Genomic DNA, 14,577 nt, shown 5'->3' with positions numbered 1-14,577 from the left:
GCGCTATGTCTATCCCCATTCTCATGTACCACCAGATTGGCGAGCCCAACCCCAAGGGCACGCCGTTCCGTGGGCTGACCGTGCATCCCGACAGCTTCGCCCGCCAGATGCGCTGGATGCGCCGGCTGGGTTACTGCGGCTTGTCCATGCGCGACGTCATGCCCTATGTGCGCGGCGAACGTCAGGGCAAGGTATTCGGTCTTACGTTTGACGACGGCTACCGCAACGTGCATCACAATGCGATGCCCGTATTGAGCGAACTGGGCTTCACCGCCACGAACTACTTCGTGGCACGCCAGTTCGATGGCAGCAACGTGTGGGACCACGAAAAAGGCATTCCCTTTTCGGCACTCATGACCGTGCAGGAAATGCGCGAATGGGCGCAGGCCGGCAACGAGGTCGGCTCGCATACGCTCGACCACGTGCATCTGCCCGAGATGTCGCCCGACGAAGCACGGCGCCAGATCGTCGAATCCAAGAGCGAACTGGAGCAGGCGCTGGGCGCTCCCGTCACGGCCTTCTGCTATCCCTACGGCGACCACGGGCCGGAACACCGGCTGATGGCGCGCGAGGCCGGTTATGACAATGCCACGCTGACCCAGCGCGGCCTGGCTGCGGCGTCTGACGATCCGTTTGGACTGCCCAGGGTGACGGTGGCGCGTTCCACCAATATCATCCGCTTCCTTCAGAAGTGCCTGACTCGGTATGAAGACACCCGCCGGCGCCGCTGAGCGGCGGCTTCGCATAGCGTTGCTGGTGGACCGCTTCGGCAATCGCTTCGGAGGCGCGGAGGCTTACGGCGTCGAACTGATGCGCGTTCTGGGCCAACGCCACGACGTCTCCATCGTCGCGCGCGACTTCGACAGCGACCTGCCGTTCCATTTTCTGCCGGTGCGCTTTCCTGTCTGGCTGCCCAGCTGGATGCGTGTGCTGTACTTCGCGTGGCGGGCCGACCGCTTGACGCGCGGAAAATTCGATGTCGTGCATTCACACATGAACGGCTGGGCCGGCGACATCCAGGTCATGCACGTGACGCCGGTGCGCTACAACCGCGTCGCGCGCGCCACGCTGTTCGATCGTGTGACGGCCTGGTTGAGTCCACGCCTGGCTACCTACCTGCTGCTGGAAAAATTGCGCGTCACCGGAACGCCCGCGCGGCGCGTCGTGGCCGTGTCCGGTCTGATCATGGACCAGCTTCACCGTAGTTACGGCCAGCAGTTGCCGGTGGATATCATCGCGCCTGGCGTCAAGCTGCCGTCGCTCGAGGACACGGGCAAGCGCGATGCCACCCGCGCCTGGCTGGGCTGGGACGCGGGCACCATCGGCTGCCTGCTCGTCGCTCGGAATCCATTGCGCAAGGGGTTGCCGGCCTTGCTTGACGCCTTGGCGCAGTTGCCAGCGCATTACAAGCTGCTGGTGGTAGGAGCGGACGACGCCACCCGCGACAGGGTTCGTGCGGCCGGCGGCATTGCCCACCGTGTCACATTGCTCGATCCCACGCCTGAGGTGGCCCAGTATTTCAGTGCGGCCGACATCTATGCGCATCCCACGCTGAACGACAGCTACGGCATGGCGCCGCTGGAAGCCATGTCGCACGGGCTGCCCGTTGTGGTCAGTTCGCCTGCTTATTGCGGTTTTGCGCAATACCTGTCCGCCGGCAAGGATGCGCTTATCCTGCAAGATCCTCGCGACGGAGCCCAACTGGCGCAGGCACTGGAACGGCTGGGTTCAGAGCCTGAACTGCGGGCGGCGCTGACCGAGCGCGGCCTGGCGATCGCCCGGGATCAAAGTTGGGAAACGGTGGCCTCAAGGTTCGAGACGTTGTACGAAAAAATCCTTGAAGCGCGGAACTGAAGGGGGCGTCGTGCCCCCCGCCATCAATTAATGGCCAGGCGCCGTCGCCCGCTCCAACTCCCCCAGCCACAGGACCGCGTGCTCGCGGTCTGGGCCGCACATGTCGTGCTGGGGTTGTAGTCCGCCACAGAAATCGGGCCGCGAGGGCTGGCCGAAGATGGCGCAGCGCATATCCGGCAAAAGTTGGATACAGGGCACGCCCGCCGGCTTGCCATCCGGCATCCCCGGAATCGGCCGGGTAATCGACGGAGCGATGCAACAGGCGCCGCATCCTGCCCGGCAGTCCAGGGCAGGCGCGGCGGTCATGCTCATACCCATCCGCGCAACCAATACACGAACAGGCCGGCGTATTCCTTGATGATGGAACGGCTGGCATCGAAGGTGCGTTGGTCGGGAGTCCACAACGACAGTGAACCGTCCGTGGGCGCCACTATCTGGGGAGGCGCCGGGGCGGCGATGGCTTCCACGCCTTGTTTGGAAAACGCGGCCATGGCGCGCGGCATGTGCAGCGCGGACGTCACCAGCAGTACCTTGCCGATCCCGCGCGATTTAAGCTGGTCTTCCGTCAGCGCGGCATTTTCGTAGGTGGTGCGGCTGGCGTTTTCCAGGATCAGTGCGCTTTCGGGCACCCCTTGCTGACGGATGGCGTGCGCCATGCCACGGGCCTCGCTGACGTCGCCTTCCAGCGCGCCGCCCGACAGCACCACCTTGGGCGCGCGGCCGGCCAGATAAAGCTGGGCCGCCGTGTCCACGCGAACCACTGCCGTATCTTTGTCGTAGGGCAGAAACCAATTGACCCGGCCATTCGCGGTGTTGCCGCCCAACACGACGATGGCATCAGCCGTGGGCGAATCCGCCGGGGGCAGGTGTGGATAGCGACGCTCCAGCGAGCCGCCCAGCCACAAAGACGTCGCTGGCAGCGACCATGCCAGAGCCCAAAGCAGGCCTGCCGCGATGACGGCGCCACCGGTCTTGCGCAGCCGGAACAGGCACAACACCAGACCAATGATGACAAAGGTCACGCACAGGTTGTACGGAATGATCAGATTCGTGAGGTAGCTGGAAAAGGTCATGTCAAAACTATCCTGATTACATCGTCCCGCTCAACAACGCCGTGGCCTGCTCGTCAACGGCATCGACGGACGGCCACGCCTGCTCCGACCCGACGCATACTGCACGCGGCGACCACGGACCCGTTCGCTCCGGGCGGGTCACGCCAAACAGCGCTAGCTCTCGGGCAGAGGCCGCCGCCGCGACGTGCGAAACGCCGGAATCGTTACAAATCACCAGCGCCGCCCGGGCCGTCAGCGCGGCAAAGGCGCCCAACGGCAAGGGAGGCAGCAATTGCGCCGTCGGCGCGTTGCGGCGAGCCTCGTCGGTTTCGGCTGGAGGGGGGCACATTACCACGGTATGCCCGCGCGCCTGCAAGCTGCGCGTCAGTGTATCGAATCCTGGCCAGACCTTGATTTTGCCCTTGTGCAAGCCGGTGGCGGTGGGGGCGATCAGCACAAAGCGCTGAGCAGCCAGCCCAGCGGCTTGCAGCGCCTGGTCGGCGGCCTCTTGGTGGGCGGGCGTCAGCGGCAGGTCCAAGGTCGGACCCGGCCGGGCAGGGCCAGCGGGCAGGCCCCAGCGAGTCAGCGCCTCGCGGGTCAGATGGTGCCAGGACTGAACGGCGTGCAGCGACTCATCGGGCTTGGTGACGGGCCAGCGCAGCAGGAAGCTGCGGCCGTCGTCCCGGTAGCCTGCCGACGGCAAGCCCGCCAGCCGGAAGACCAACGCGCTGGACAGCGAGTCCGGCAGCAGCAGTCCCCGGGCGCGACGGCCCTGGGCGCCCAGGTTGCGCCGGTGGGCGCTGACGGCGGCGCGGTCTGGTCCGACCTTGCCGCGCATGGGGATGAAATCCTGCTTGACGACGCCATCAAGCAGGTCGCGGGCCCAGGGGCGGGCGCAGAGCACCAGGGGCAGGCCACTGGCTTGCAGGGTGCGCAGGCTGGGTAGGCTCATGCAGACATCACCCACCCAATTGGGTAAGCGGACGTATAAGCAGCTGATTTCGGACATGGGCGGGGCGAAGAGCAATTAGGGCTGAAATGGGGATGGACGGCACGGCGAGGCGGCGCGTAGCCGGTACAATCCTGGGCATAATTGTATAAAAGCGAGTGTTCCCTTTGAATTCTGCCGCACGCAACGCACCCGCGGATTCCAATCCCGTCAAGGCTGAACTCTGGAGCCGGATTTACAGCCGCGTGGGTTCCTACTGGAAGGGCCTGGCGCTGGCTGTCCTGCTGATGGCGGGAGCAGCGGCGACGCAACCCGTTCTGGCCGTCATTATGAAGCCCTTGCTGGATGGCGGCTTCTCAGGGGCCAAACCCTATTATGTCTGGGCGCTGCCGCTGGCGGTCGTGGGCCTGATCCTGTTGCGCGGGATCTGTAACTTCTTCAGCGATTATCTGCTGGCCTGGGTGGCCAATAATGTGCTGCTGGGCATGCGCCGCGACATGTTTGAACGTCTGCTCGGCCTGCCCGACTCCGACTTCAAACGCGGCGACACCGGCCGGTTGCTCAACCGCTTCACGATCGATGCTGGCAATGTCACGGGCTACGCCACCGAGGTCATCACGGTGCTGGTACGTGAAACCCTGGTAGTGCTGGCCCTGATCGGCGTACTGCTCTATATGTCGTGGGTGCTGACGCTGATCATCCTGATCATGCTGCCGGTATCGGTGCTGATCTCCCGCTTCTTCATCAAGCGCCTGCGCCGCATCAACCGCGACACCGTCAACATGAACGCCGAACTGACCCGCGTGGTTGGCGAAGGCATTGACGGTCAGCGCGTCATCAAGCTTTTCGATGGCTATGACGTTGAACGCGGCCGCTTTGATTTCGTCAGCCGCCGTCTGCGCCGTTTTGCCATGCGTACCGCCACGGCGGATGCCGCATTGACGCCCCTGACACAGGTCTGCATCTCGATCTCGGTGGGCGCGGTCATTGCCGTCGCGCTCAGCCAGGCCAACAGCGGCGCGCTCACCGTGGGCAGCTTCGCGTCCTTCATGGCCGCGCTGGCCCAGATTTTCGACCCGATCAAACGTCTGACCAACGTCGCTGCCCGCATGCAGAAGATGCTGGTGTCGGCCGAAAGCGTGTTCACGCTGATCGACCAGACGCCCGAAAACGATACGGGCACGAAGGAACTGGCGGAACCCGTGCGCGGCAAGGTGGAATTCCGCCACGTCAAACACCGCTTTCCCGACGCCGACCGCGACACCGTCAACGACATCTCCTTCACCGTGGAGCCCGGCCAGACCGTGGCCCTGGTGGGCCGGTCGGGTAGCGGCAAGACAACGCTTGTCAACATGTTGCCGCGCTTCGTGCTGGCCGACAGCGGGTCGATCCTGGTGGACGACATACCGATCAACGACCTGACCTTGCGCAGCCTGCGTTCGCACCTGTCGCTGGTCAGTCAAGACGTGGTGCTGTTCGACGACTCCATTGCGGCCAACGTGGGCTATGGCGCGTTGGGCAAGTCCAGCGAACAGAAGGTGCGCGACGCCCTGGCGGCCGCCAACCTGCTGGAATTCGTGGAGGGCCTGCCCCAAGGCATCAACACGCCGGTGGGCGAAAACGCCGCTCGTCTGTCGGGCGGCCAGCGTCAGCGCCTGGCGATCGCCCGCGCGCTGATCAAGAATGCGCCCATCCTGATCCTGGACGAAGCCACCTCCGCGCTGGACAACGAATCCGAACGCCAGGTCCAGGCCTCGCTGGAACGCCTGATGAAGGGCCGCACCACGCTCGTCATCGCGCATCGTTTGTCCACGGTGCAGAACGCCGATCGCATCATCGTGCTGGACGCCGGCAGGATCGTCGAGCAAGGCCCTCACGCCGAGCTGCTGGCCGCCAATGGCCTGTACGCCTCGCTGTACAAGATGCAGTTCCGCGACGACTGATCGCGAACGCCATCGCACCCCGCCGCCGCGTCATGCGGCGGTTTTTTTTAGCCCGGCCTGCCGTAGTTCCGGATTGCCAATCCCCCGGATTGCCGGAAAATGGAGCAGGCCCGCCCGCCGTGCAACCAGGAGCGCCACATGGCTCTGCCTATCGAAGGCAATCAACTCGTCAACGTCGTCGTCCTGCTGGGCGCGGCCGTCATCGCCGTTCCGCTCTTCAAACGGCTGGGGCTGGGGTCCGTGCTGGGCTATTTGGCGGCAGGGCTGGCCATCGGCCCCTTCGGCATCGGTTTCTTCTCTGACCCGAAATCCATTCTGCACGTCGCGGAGCTGGGCGTGGTGATGTTCCTGTTCATCATCGGCCTGGAAATGCAGCCGTCGCGCCTATGGAAGCTGCGCGGCGAGATCTTTGGCCTGGGGGTGGCCCAGGTCGTGGTGTGCGGCGGGCTCTTGACGGTGGTCGGCCTGCTGGCCGGCTTGTCCGGCCCCGCCGCCTTCATGGCCGCCATGGGCTTTGTGTTGTCGTCCACGGCCATCGTGATGCAGATCCTGGGCGAACGCGGTGAAAGCACCAGCGGACAAGGTCAACGCATCGTCTCCATCCTGTTGCTGGAAGACCTGGCCATCGTGCCCTTGTTGGCCCTGGTTGCCTTGCTGGCGCCAGCCGGCGCCACCGAGCACGGCGATCCCTGGATGCAGTCCGCCATCGCGGTGGGATGCATCCTGGCCTTGCTGGCAGCGGGCCGCTGGCTTCTGAATCCCCTGTTTCGCCTGCTGGCCGCAGCCCATGCGCGTGAAGTCATGACCGCCGCCGCTTTGCTGGTGGTCCTGGGGGCGGCCCTGCTGATGGAGCTGGGCGGGCTGTCGATGGCGATGGGCGCTTTCCTGGCCGGTGTGCTGCTGTCGGAATCCACGTTTCGGCACCAGTTGGAGGCCGAGGTCGAGCCGTTCCGCGGCATTTTGCTGGGCTTGTTCTTCCTGGGCGTGGGCATGTCGCTGGACTTGTCCGCCGTGGCCCGGGAATGGCCGCTGATCCTGGCCGCCGTGCTCGTGTTCATGCTGGTCAAATCCGTGGGCGTGTACCTGGTGGCGCGGCTGTTGCGTGCATCGCATGCGGAAGCCGTGACCCGCGCCGCGCTGCTGGCCCAAGGCGGCGAGTTCGCCTTCGTGCTCTATGGCGCGGCTGCCGCGGCCGGTATCTTCGACGCGCATACCGGCGCCGTCCTGACGGCGGTTGTCATTATTTCGATGGCATTGACGCCGCTATGCGTGCTGGCGCTGCGCTGGCTGTTGCCCAAGCCCGTGCCGTCCATGGACGATGTGGACGTCGCGAAGGACCTGGACGGCTGCGCCCTGATTGTTGGATTCGGCCGCTTCGGCCAGATCGTCACGCAGGCGATGCTGGCCCGGGACTTGACGGTGTCCATCCTGGATACCGACACCGACGCGATCCGGGCCGCAGCCAAGTGGGGGGTGAAGGTCTACTACGGCGACGGTACCCGTATTGACATGCTGCGTACCGCCGGCGCGGAGCATGCGTGCGCGATCCTGATCTGCATCGACAATCCCCAGTCCGTGAACCACATGGTCAAGCTGATCAAGTCCGAATTCCCGCTGGTTCGGGTCGTCGTCCGCGCCTACGACCGGATCCATTCGTTGGCGCTGGCCAAGGAAGGGGTGGATTATCAGGTGCGGGAAACCCTGGAATCCGCATTGGTGTTCGGCGAAGCCGCGCTGCGCGTCATCGGTGTCCCGGCGGACGAGGCATCCCAGGTCGTGGAAGACGTACGCAGGCGCGACACCGAGCGTTTCGACCTCGAAGTCGCCGGAGGGCTGTTTGCCGGCCGCTCGCTCTTGTACGGAAACATGACAGGCCCGGCGGATGGCAAGAACGACAAGCCCGACCGCGAAGCGGCTGAAGCCGCCGTTAACCCTTTGGCATGACAGTAGTATTTCTCTATCTATATTTCTTCATCTTTGCAATACTTTACGCTTCATTTCAAGCGCAAACACGAAAGACTGCGGTAGTCTCATCAGCACTGACTCTTCACTTATGAAGAGCATTTGCCAGGGGGCTGCCATGCTGCAATCGGATCGTAGTTTCACGACGCCGCACGCTGTGGGTGTTGAGCTTGCCCGGCGCCAGGCCTTGGCCTTGCAGTGCGGATTCTCGGCCGGCGCCATGCGCCAGCTGATGTCGTTCACCGGCGGGATTGGCCCCGCCTGGGCGATCAATGCGCAACGCGAGACGGACAAGGCACGGGGCGTCCGTGCCTTCCCCTTCCGCATTGCCGCCACGGCGATGTCGTAAGGACGGCTCCGGGCGCGTGGCGCCCGGAGGTCAGGCCTGCGCCACCATCGTTCGGCGTTTGCCGGCGGATTTCGCCAGATACAACGCCCGATCCGCGGCGTGCAGCACGGCAGCCGTGTCGGCGCCGTGGTGGGGAATCAACGCAATGCCGACGCTGCCGCCTATGGAAACCGGTGTTTCCTGTTTCAGATCATAGGGTTGCGATATCGACTGCACGATCTGGTCGCCAAACGCCTGGGCTTCGGCTTGGGCGCTTTGACACACCAGCAGCACGAATTCATCCCCGCCGATGCGCGCGGCAACGGCGCCTTGGGGCATCAGTGCCAGCAGGCGTTCAGACACTTGCTTAAGCAGCGCGTCACCCGTGGCGTGTCCATAGGTGTCATTGACCGCCTTGAATCCGTCCAGGTCCAGATACAGCACGGCAAACTCCATGCGCCCCGACTGGGCGTTGGCAACGGCTTGATCCAGCGCCTGCAATAGGCCGTGCCGGTTCAGCAGGCCGGTCAGGGAGTCCTGGCGCGCATGCCGTTCGTTCTCGCGTTCGGCCAACATGGTCGACACCAGCATGCCATTGAGCCGGTAGGACGCCATCGACATCGACGTCATATAGAGCGGTACCTGCACCAAGACCAGCCAGAAAATGGGTTCCTGGGTAAACAGGGCGGCCATCGCGCAAGGCCCGACGCTTAGCGCCACCATGACTGCCGACATTCGCGGTGCGCCAAAATTTCGCACGCAGATTCCGCCCACCATCGACGCGGCCGACAGACAGGCCACCGTGGCCGCGATCCAGTCGCCGCTGGTCAGGCTGATGAAGGTGCCATATCCCACGCTGGACGCCCACAGCAGGGCCAATACCACGTAGAGGTCCGTGGGCGTGGCTTGCCCGGCAAGCGCCGCTTGGCGAGCGGCTACCAGCACCTTGATCCGCGACAGACAGACCAGCAACTCCAGGCCCAGCCATAGCAGGAACAAAGGTTCGGGGTGGCGGAAGGTGATCAGGGCCGCCACCAGCAACGTGTTGATGATGCCGCCAAAGAAGATGGGCAGCGATCCGAACAACCCGCCAATCAGCGCCACGCGAATGTCGGCCGGCACATCCCTTCCGGGATTGACCAACCATTGCGTGACCGGCCAGCGGGGCAGGCTGTAGATGCGATCGTTGAGATTCATAGATGCAACATCGTAGCTGGGCGGCGTTGGGGATGCACGAGGTTATGCCCTGCATGGCAGGCGTGATCTTGCGCCAGGCACGAGGGAACGGCATTATCTTGTTCGAATACCGCCAAGACAGTCGCCACGACACGCCGACCGCCGTCGCGAAGGAGCGCCGTATTGTGAAGTCCCGTGGATTTTTGCATCGCGTTTTATATGCGCTGGCCGGGTTGGTAGCCATCGGCATCTGCGCCGCCGCGGTGGCGCTGCTGTGGGTGGATCGCCGCGTGACCTGGGCATCCGCATATACCGCCGCCCGGAACCTGACCGGCGTGCTGGCTGCGGATATCGGCCGCACCCTGGGGGTCTACGATCTGTCGCTGCAAGGCGTGGTCGAGCGCCTGCGTGAACCCGGCATTGATCAGGTCGACGGCGAAACGCTGCAACGCTTCCTGTTCGACAGATCCTCCTCCGCGGAATATCTTGGGGCCATCGGCGTGCTCGACAAGGATGGCAATGTGCTCTACGGCTCGGCTGCCGTTCCGCCGTCACCGATCAATTTCGCCGACCGGGATTTCTTTCAGGTCCATCGCGACGCGGACGATGTTGGCATGTACGTCAGCCGTCCGTACCACAGCCGGCTGCGCGGAGGAGATGAAAGCACTGCGATCAGCCGGCGGATTTCTCATCCGGACGGCAGTTTTGCGGGAGTCGTCGTCGGTTCCCTGCGCCTGGCGTACTTCCGGGACCGCTTCGCGGGCCTTTCCATTGGTGAGCGCGACGCCATCACGATTTTCCGCAATGACGGCGTCGTGTTGGTCCGCAACCCGTATTCGCGATCCGATTTCGATCTGGAAATCGATGTCCCGCAAGATTTCCAGCAGTTCCTGATTCGCCGCGAAAGCACGTTCGTGGGCATGCTGGCGCCGGATGGCGTCAATCGTCTCTATACGTTCCAGAGCATTAAAGGTACGCCGCTGGTGATCGGTGTGGCGCTGGCCGTGGACGAGGTGCTGGAACCCTGGGTGCGGCGCGTGGCGCTGGTCGTTCCGGTGACGCTTGCGCTGTTTCTGTCGGTGATGGCGCAGATCGTATTGTTCCGGCGCGAGATGCGCTTAAGGCAAGCCTTTGAGGCGCAGTTGCAAACCCAGGCGCAGACCGACGGTCTGACGGGCATGCCCAATCGGCGAACGTTCGATGAGGCACTGGCTCGAGAATGGCAGTCTGCCCGGCGCGATGAGCAGCCGCTTTCGTTATTGTTCTTGGACGCCGACCGGTTCAAACTCTACAACGATCGCTATGGACACCAGGAAGGCGACGAGCTCTTGAAGGCGCTGGCCCTGATCCTCAAGAAGAACGCCCGCCGTCCCCGAGACTTGGCGGCACGCTACGGCGGTGAAGAATTCGTGGTCTTGTTGCCGAACACGAGTCGCAGGCGCGCGATGGGCATTGCCGAAACCATCCGGCGTGCCGTGGTCGAGCTGCATGTTCCGCATCAGGACAACGACGGCGGCATCGTCACCATCAGCATCGGCGTCGCCACCGTGAATCCGGCGGCCGACGGCGATGCGTCAAGCCTTGTCGAAGCCGCCGACGCGGCGGTCTATCAAGCTAAGAAAGCCGGCCGCAATCGAGTGGTCGCGGCTTAACGGCCCAGCATCACGGCCTGCAAGCGAGTATGTGCTTGCTGCACATTCTTCGCCTGGGTGTTCAGGTCTTGCAGCAGCTGGTTCAGCTCGGCTTGCACGGCGGGATCTTGCACCTTGACCACTGCGCCCGATATTTCGATCTGTGCCTTGTGCGCCTCGACGTAATCGGCGATCTTCAAGCCGCTGTCGAACGTGGCATTCAATTGCGGCAGCACATCGCGGAACGTATCGGCCGGCAGGCTGACTGTTTTGTCATACGCCTTGTCGTAAACGGCCTTCAGGTCGTCGGGTTGCTTCAGTTGCGCATGTGCGGCGTCGGCCTTGGCTTGCTGTTCCTTCAATGCCACGCCCATGTCGTTCAACGACGTTTGCACGGTTTTCAGGTCATCGCGCCGCGTCACGATATCGTTCAGCGAGCGCATGGCGCCTTTCTGCATGATGGCGGACAACGGCTTGACCGATGCGTCCATGCCGGAATTGAAGTCGGTGATCACTGCATAGTGTGCCGCGTAGTCGCCGAAGGACTTCTTTTCTTCATCCGTCAGTTTGGGCACGCGCACGCCGGGCTTGTCCACGATGCGGGTTTGCAGGAACTGCGTGAAAGCGGCCCGCTGTTCGGGTTCCTTGTTGCCGCAGGCTGCCAGCACCAGCGGCAATGCCGCGACCAGCACCAGGAACGGACGGAATAGGGACTTCATTGCATTGATCTCCGAAAGCAAAAGAAAAGGGCGCTTTCGCAGGACTTGACCCTACGAAAGCGCCCGCAGCTTATCGGCTACCCCTGATGGCTGCCATCGCTTTCAAACTTCATTTCAATCGAATCTTTAAGTCACACAATCCACACAGATCGACTTGAAAAGAGTTTGTGGACCTGTTATCGCGCGACACGCGGGCAGGGATGCCCAGCGTGCTCATCCGACGAATTGGTGCGCCAAAAACCCCAAAACAAGGCCACCAAGGATGCAGCCTGCGGCGATGAGCGTAAGAAAAATTCCGGACAAGAGAACGAACGGCGAACGCGCCTTCGTGACCTGTAGGAAATAGTCTGCCGGGGCTGCCGTCTTCCCGATCGGCAAAAGCTTGGAAAGTGCGAGTTCAATTTTGGAAACGCTGGAGCCTTCTACCAGAGCGATTCTGTAGTCTCCGGCGGGGGCGAAGAACTTGAAGAGCTCCATCCTGCCGGTAAGCCCGTTATTGACGCTCTGCCGCATCAAGGAGGGGCGCAGCGTCAAGGGCTGGTCTGATTGGCTGGATCGTACTTCTGGACGAAATTCGCCGATGGGCGTCTTATTGAACAGCGGCGCTTTTTGCCAGATCGCGTAGATACCCGGCGTCACGATCGAAAATGACGCCTCTTTTTTCGTGTAGGGCACTTCGGCCAGAATCTTCTCGGCAAACGCACCAGTGATCAGGCGCACCGCGAACACCAGAAGCGGTACGCCTGCCAAGCTAAGGCCGAACAGTAAAACCCGGGTAAGCGTCAGGTCCATTTCCTAGGGAAGTACCGTGCAGGCGTCCTGGCTAGACAAGGATGATGTCGTACTTTTCCTGCGAGTAGGTGCTTTCCACTTCCAGCGACACGCGCTTGCCTACAAAGTCACCCAGCATCGCCAGGTGCTGGCTTTCTTCTTCCAGGAACAGATCAACCACGTCTTGCGAAGCAAGAATGCGGAATTCCTTGGGATTGAACTGGCGTGCCTCGCGCAGGATCTCGCGCAGGATCTCATAGCAGACCGTGCGCGGCGTGCGGACATTGCCGCGCGATTCGCACATGGGGCAGGGCTCGCATAGCTGATGCGCCAGCGAATCACGTGTACGTTTGCGCGTCATCTCCACCAGGCCCAACTGGGTAAAGCCATTGACCGTCATGCGGGTACGGTCCCGTGACAGGGCTTTCTTCAACTCGGCCAAAACGGTATCGCGATGCTCCTGGTCTTCCATGTCAATGAAGTCCAGGATGACGATCCCGCCCAGATTGCGCAGCCGAAGTTGGCGGGCGATGGCCTGCGCGGCTTCCAGATTGGTCTTGAAGATCGTGTCGTCGAAATTGCGCCCACCCACAAAGCCGCCGGTATTGACGTCCACCGTCGTCAGCGCCTCGGTTTGATCGATGATCAGATAGCCACCGGACTTCAGGTCCACGCGGCGCGATAGCGCGCGTGCAATTTCATCGTCCACGTTGGCGGTATCGAACAGCGGTCGTTCGCCGCTGTAATGCTGAATGCGGTCCACTACTGACGGTGTGTAGATGCGTGCCCACTCCAGCATGGCTGCGCTGGTGGTACGTGAATCCACCAGAATGGTGCCGGTGCCCGGTCCCACCATGTCGCGCAGCACGCGCTGAGCCAGCGTCAAGTCCTGGTGCAGCAAGGCTGGCGACGCCTGAGTACGGGCGGCCGCCTGGACGCTGGCCCAAAGCTTGCGCAGATACTCCAGGTCCGCCGTCAGTTCTTCGTCGTTGGCGCCTTCTGCCTGAGTGCGGACGATGAAGCCGCCTTTTTCGTCTGCCGGCATCAATGCTTGCAGACGCTCGCGCAGCTGGATGCGTTCGGATTCCGAGTCGATCTTCTGGGAAATGCCGATGTGCGGGTCATGAGGCAGATAGACCAGCATCCGTCCGGCCATGCTGATCTGGGTAGACAGGCGAGCGCCTTTGGTGCCCAGGGGATCCTTGACCACCTGAACCATGATGGTCTGTCCCTCGAATAGCAGTTTTTCGATGGGGGTAGGAGTCAGGCCCTGGCTGCGTTCGCCACGGTTTTCGCGCAGATCGGCGATATGGATGAACGCGGCGCGCTCCAACCCGATATCGATAAACGCGCTCTGCATGCCCGGCAGCACACGAACCACCCGTCCCAGATAGATATTGCCGACATGGCCCCGCTGGATACTGCGTTCCACATGCAGCTCCTGCACTGACCCCAATTCCACCAGCGCGACGCGGGTTTCAAATGGGGTCACATTGATCAGGATATCTTCGCTTAGGGCGATGGCTGGGGGCATAGCGTGTTCGTCTCCAATTAGGTGCGGCGCACAGGCGAATAGTAAACGTACGCCAAGGGGAGGCAAGCCGGCATGGCAACTATATATATAGAGGGTGCCGCAAATGCCTCTTCTATATATAGAGAGAACAAGGGGGGCGCACAGGAGGCGTCGGTGGCGGTGCCAGGGAAGGGAACGTGCGGCTTGCCCTGACGGACACGCTCTCTTGGCTTCACTAAGCGTTTTTCTTCCGCTCCAGCATGACAAGCCGAAAACTTGTGCTATAGTCTCGCTCCTTCGCAGTTCAAGCAGTTTTTTGAACCGCGAAGCCAAGCAAGCACAACAGGCTAGGCAGGGGGTAACCCCGGGGCAACCCCGCCAGTCTGCCGCAAAGGGTTCAGGAATGAACGCCAAGCGGTTATTGCAAGGATTGCAGCAAATCAGGCAAAAGCCAGTTGCACAATCCGCAAAAATCGTGCTATAGTCTTGGGCTTGGCTGGTGATGACGATTAAGGGTTTTCCCGGATCTAGTTGCTAGCCACCTGAGCGGTAACCAACCTCTGGATTCCAGAGCCAGCGCGAAAGCGCCGGGGTTGCAAGATAGGGTGCAAATCAGGCAGAAGCCGGTTGCATAATCTGCAAAAGTTGTGTTATAGTTTCAGGCTTGGCAGTTGCCGAA

Annotated in this window: 13 protein-coding genes; 6 read left to right on the top strand and 7 right to left on the bottom strand. The window is 62.4% G+C overall.

Annotation, left to right across the window (positions count from 1 at the left end):
• Positions 1-5 precede the first annotated feature (5 nt).
• A complete protein-coding gene (locus HV753_RS30020; RefSeq protein ID WP_175178217.1) occupies positions 6-731 on the top strand; it encodes a polysaccharide deacetylase family protein in 726 nt (241 codons plus the stop codon).
• Positions 706-1,854, top strand: a complete 1,149-nt coding sequence (locus HV753_RS30015; protein WP_175178216.1) for a glycosyltransferase family 4 protein — start codon at positions 706-708, stop codon at positions 1,852-1,854. The genes HV753_RS30020 and HV753_RS30015 overlap by 26 nt, the downstream gene beginning before the upstream one ends.
• A gap of 27 nt (positions 1,855-1,881) precedes the next feature.
• On the opposite strand, the gene HV753_RS31275 is transcribed toward HV753_RS30015, so the two are convergent.
• The 3 genes from HV753_RS31275 to HV753_RS30005 are packed head-to-tail and all read right to left on the bottom strand — an operon-like array spanning position 1,882 to position 3,915.
• The gene (locus HV753_RS31275; protein ID WP_425485951.1) at positions 1,882-2,160 is read right to left on the bottom strand and encodes a YkgJ family cysteine cluster protein; all 279 of its coding nucleotides are present in this window, start codon (positions 2,158-2,160) and stop codon (positions 1,882-1,884) included.
• 2 nt (positions 2,161-2,162) lie between these two features.
• On the bottom strand, positions 2,163-2,927 hold the full coding sequence (locus HV753_RS30010; protein WP_175178215.1) for a YdcF family protein: 765 nt from the start codon (positions 2,925-2,927) through the stop codon (positions 2,163-2,165).
• A 16-nt stretch (positions 2,928-2,943) separates the two neighbouring features.
• A complete protein-coding gene (locus tag HV753_RS30005; RefSeq protein ID WP_175178214.1) occupies positions 2,944-3,915 on the bottom strand; it encodes a glycosyltransferase family 9 protein in 972 nt (323 codons plus the stop codon).
• A 107-nt stretch (positions 3,916-4,022) separates the two neighbouring features.
• Between HV753_RS30005 and msbA the strand changes: the two genes are divergently transcribed.
• The 3 genes from msbA to HV753_RS29990 all read left to right on the top strand — a co-directional run bounded on the left by msbA (position 4,023) and on the right by HV753_RS29990 (position 8,109).
• Positions 4,023-5,798 carry a lipid A export permease/ATP-binding protein MsbA gene (gene msbA, locus HV753_RS30000; RefSeq protein ID WP_175178213.1) on the top strand — a complete coding sequence of 592 codons (1,776 nt, stop codon included), beginning with the start codon at positions 4,023-4,025 and terminating at the stop codon, positions 5,796-5,798.
• Positions 5,799-5,936: 138 nt separating this feature from the next.
• Positions 5,937-7,742 (top strand): monovalent cation:proton antiporter-2 (CPA2) family protein, encoded by a 1,806-nt coding sequence (locus tag HV753_RS29995; RefSeq protein ID WP_175178212.1) that lies wholly within the window; start codon positions 5,937-5,939, stop codon positions 7,740-7,742.
• A 136-nt stretch (positions 7,743-7,878) separates the two neighbouring features.
• Positions 7,879-8,109, top strand: coding sequence for a hypothetical protein (locus tag HV753_RS29990; RefSeq protein ID WP_175178211.1), 231 nt, complete (start codon positions 7,879-7,881; stop codon positions 8,107-8,109).
• Between the two features lie 30 nt (positions 8,110-8,139).
• On the opposite strand, the gene HV753_RS29985 is transcribed toward HV753_RS29990, so the two are convergent.
• Complete coding sequence (locus tag HV753_RS29985) at positions 8,140-9,285, bottom strand: GGDEF domain-containing protein (RefSeq protein ID WP_175178210.1); 1,146 nt, start codon at positions 9,283-9,285, stop codon at positions 8,140-8,142.
• A 164-nt stretch (positions 9,286-9,449) separates the two neighbouring features.
• Here HV753_RS29985 and HV753_RS29980 point away from each other — a divergent pair, with 164 nt between their 5' ends.
• Positions 9,450-10,916: a sensor domain-containing diguanylate cyclase gene (locus HV753_RS29980; protein WP_175178282.1), complete on the top strand. Its 1,467-nt coding sequence runs from the start codon at positions 9,450-9,452 to the stop codon at positions 10,914-10,916.
• Here HV753_RS29980 and HV753_RS29975 read toward each other — a convergent pair.
• The 3 genes from HV753_RS29975 to rng all read right to left on the bottom strand — a co-directional run bounded on the left by HV753_RS29975 (position 10,913) and on the right by rng (position 13,919).
• Entirely contained in the window at positions 10,913-11,614 is a 702-nt protein-coding gene (locus tag HV753_RS29975; protein WP_175178209.1) for a DUF3053 domain-containing protein, read from the bottom strand. The genes HV753_RS29980 and HV753_RS29975 overlap by 4 nt on opposite strands.
• Positions 11,615-11,827: 213 nt before the next feature.
• Positions 11,828-12,406: a hypothetical protein gene (locus tag HV753_RS29970; RefSeq protein WP_175178208.1), complete on the bottom strand. Its 579-nt coding sequence runs from the start codon at positions 12,404-12,406 to the stop codon at positions 11,828-11,830.
• 31 nt (positions 12,407-12,437) lie between these two features.
• On the bottom strand, positions 12,438-13,919 hold the full coding sequence (gene rng / locus HV753_RS29965) for a ribonuclease G (protein WP_175178207.1): 1,482 nt from the start codon (positions 13,917-13,919) through the stop codon (positions 12,438-12,440).
• Positions 13,920-14,577 lie beyond the last annotated feature (658 nt).

It is taken from the genome of Achromobacter pestifer (genome assembly GCF_902859625.1).
In the GTDB taxonomy this organism is placed as follows: domain Bacteria; phylum Pseudomonadota; class Gammaproteobacteria; order Burkholderiales; family Burkholderiaceae_B; genus Achromobacter; species Achromobacter pestifer.
Note: the sequence above shows the minus strand (reverse complement) of the source record. Positions and strands in the feature narration are given on the sequence as shown.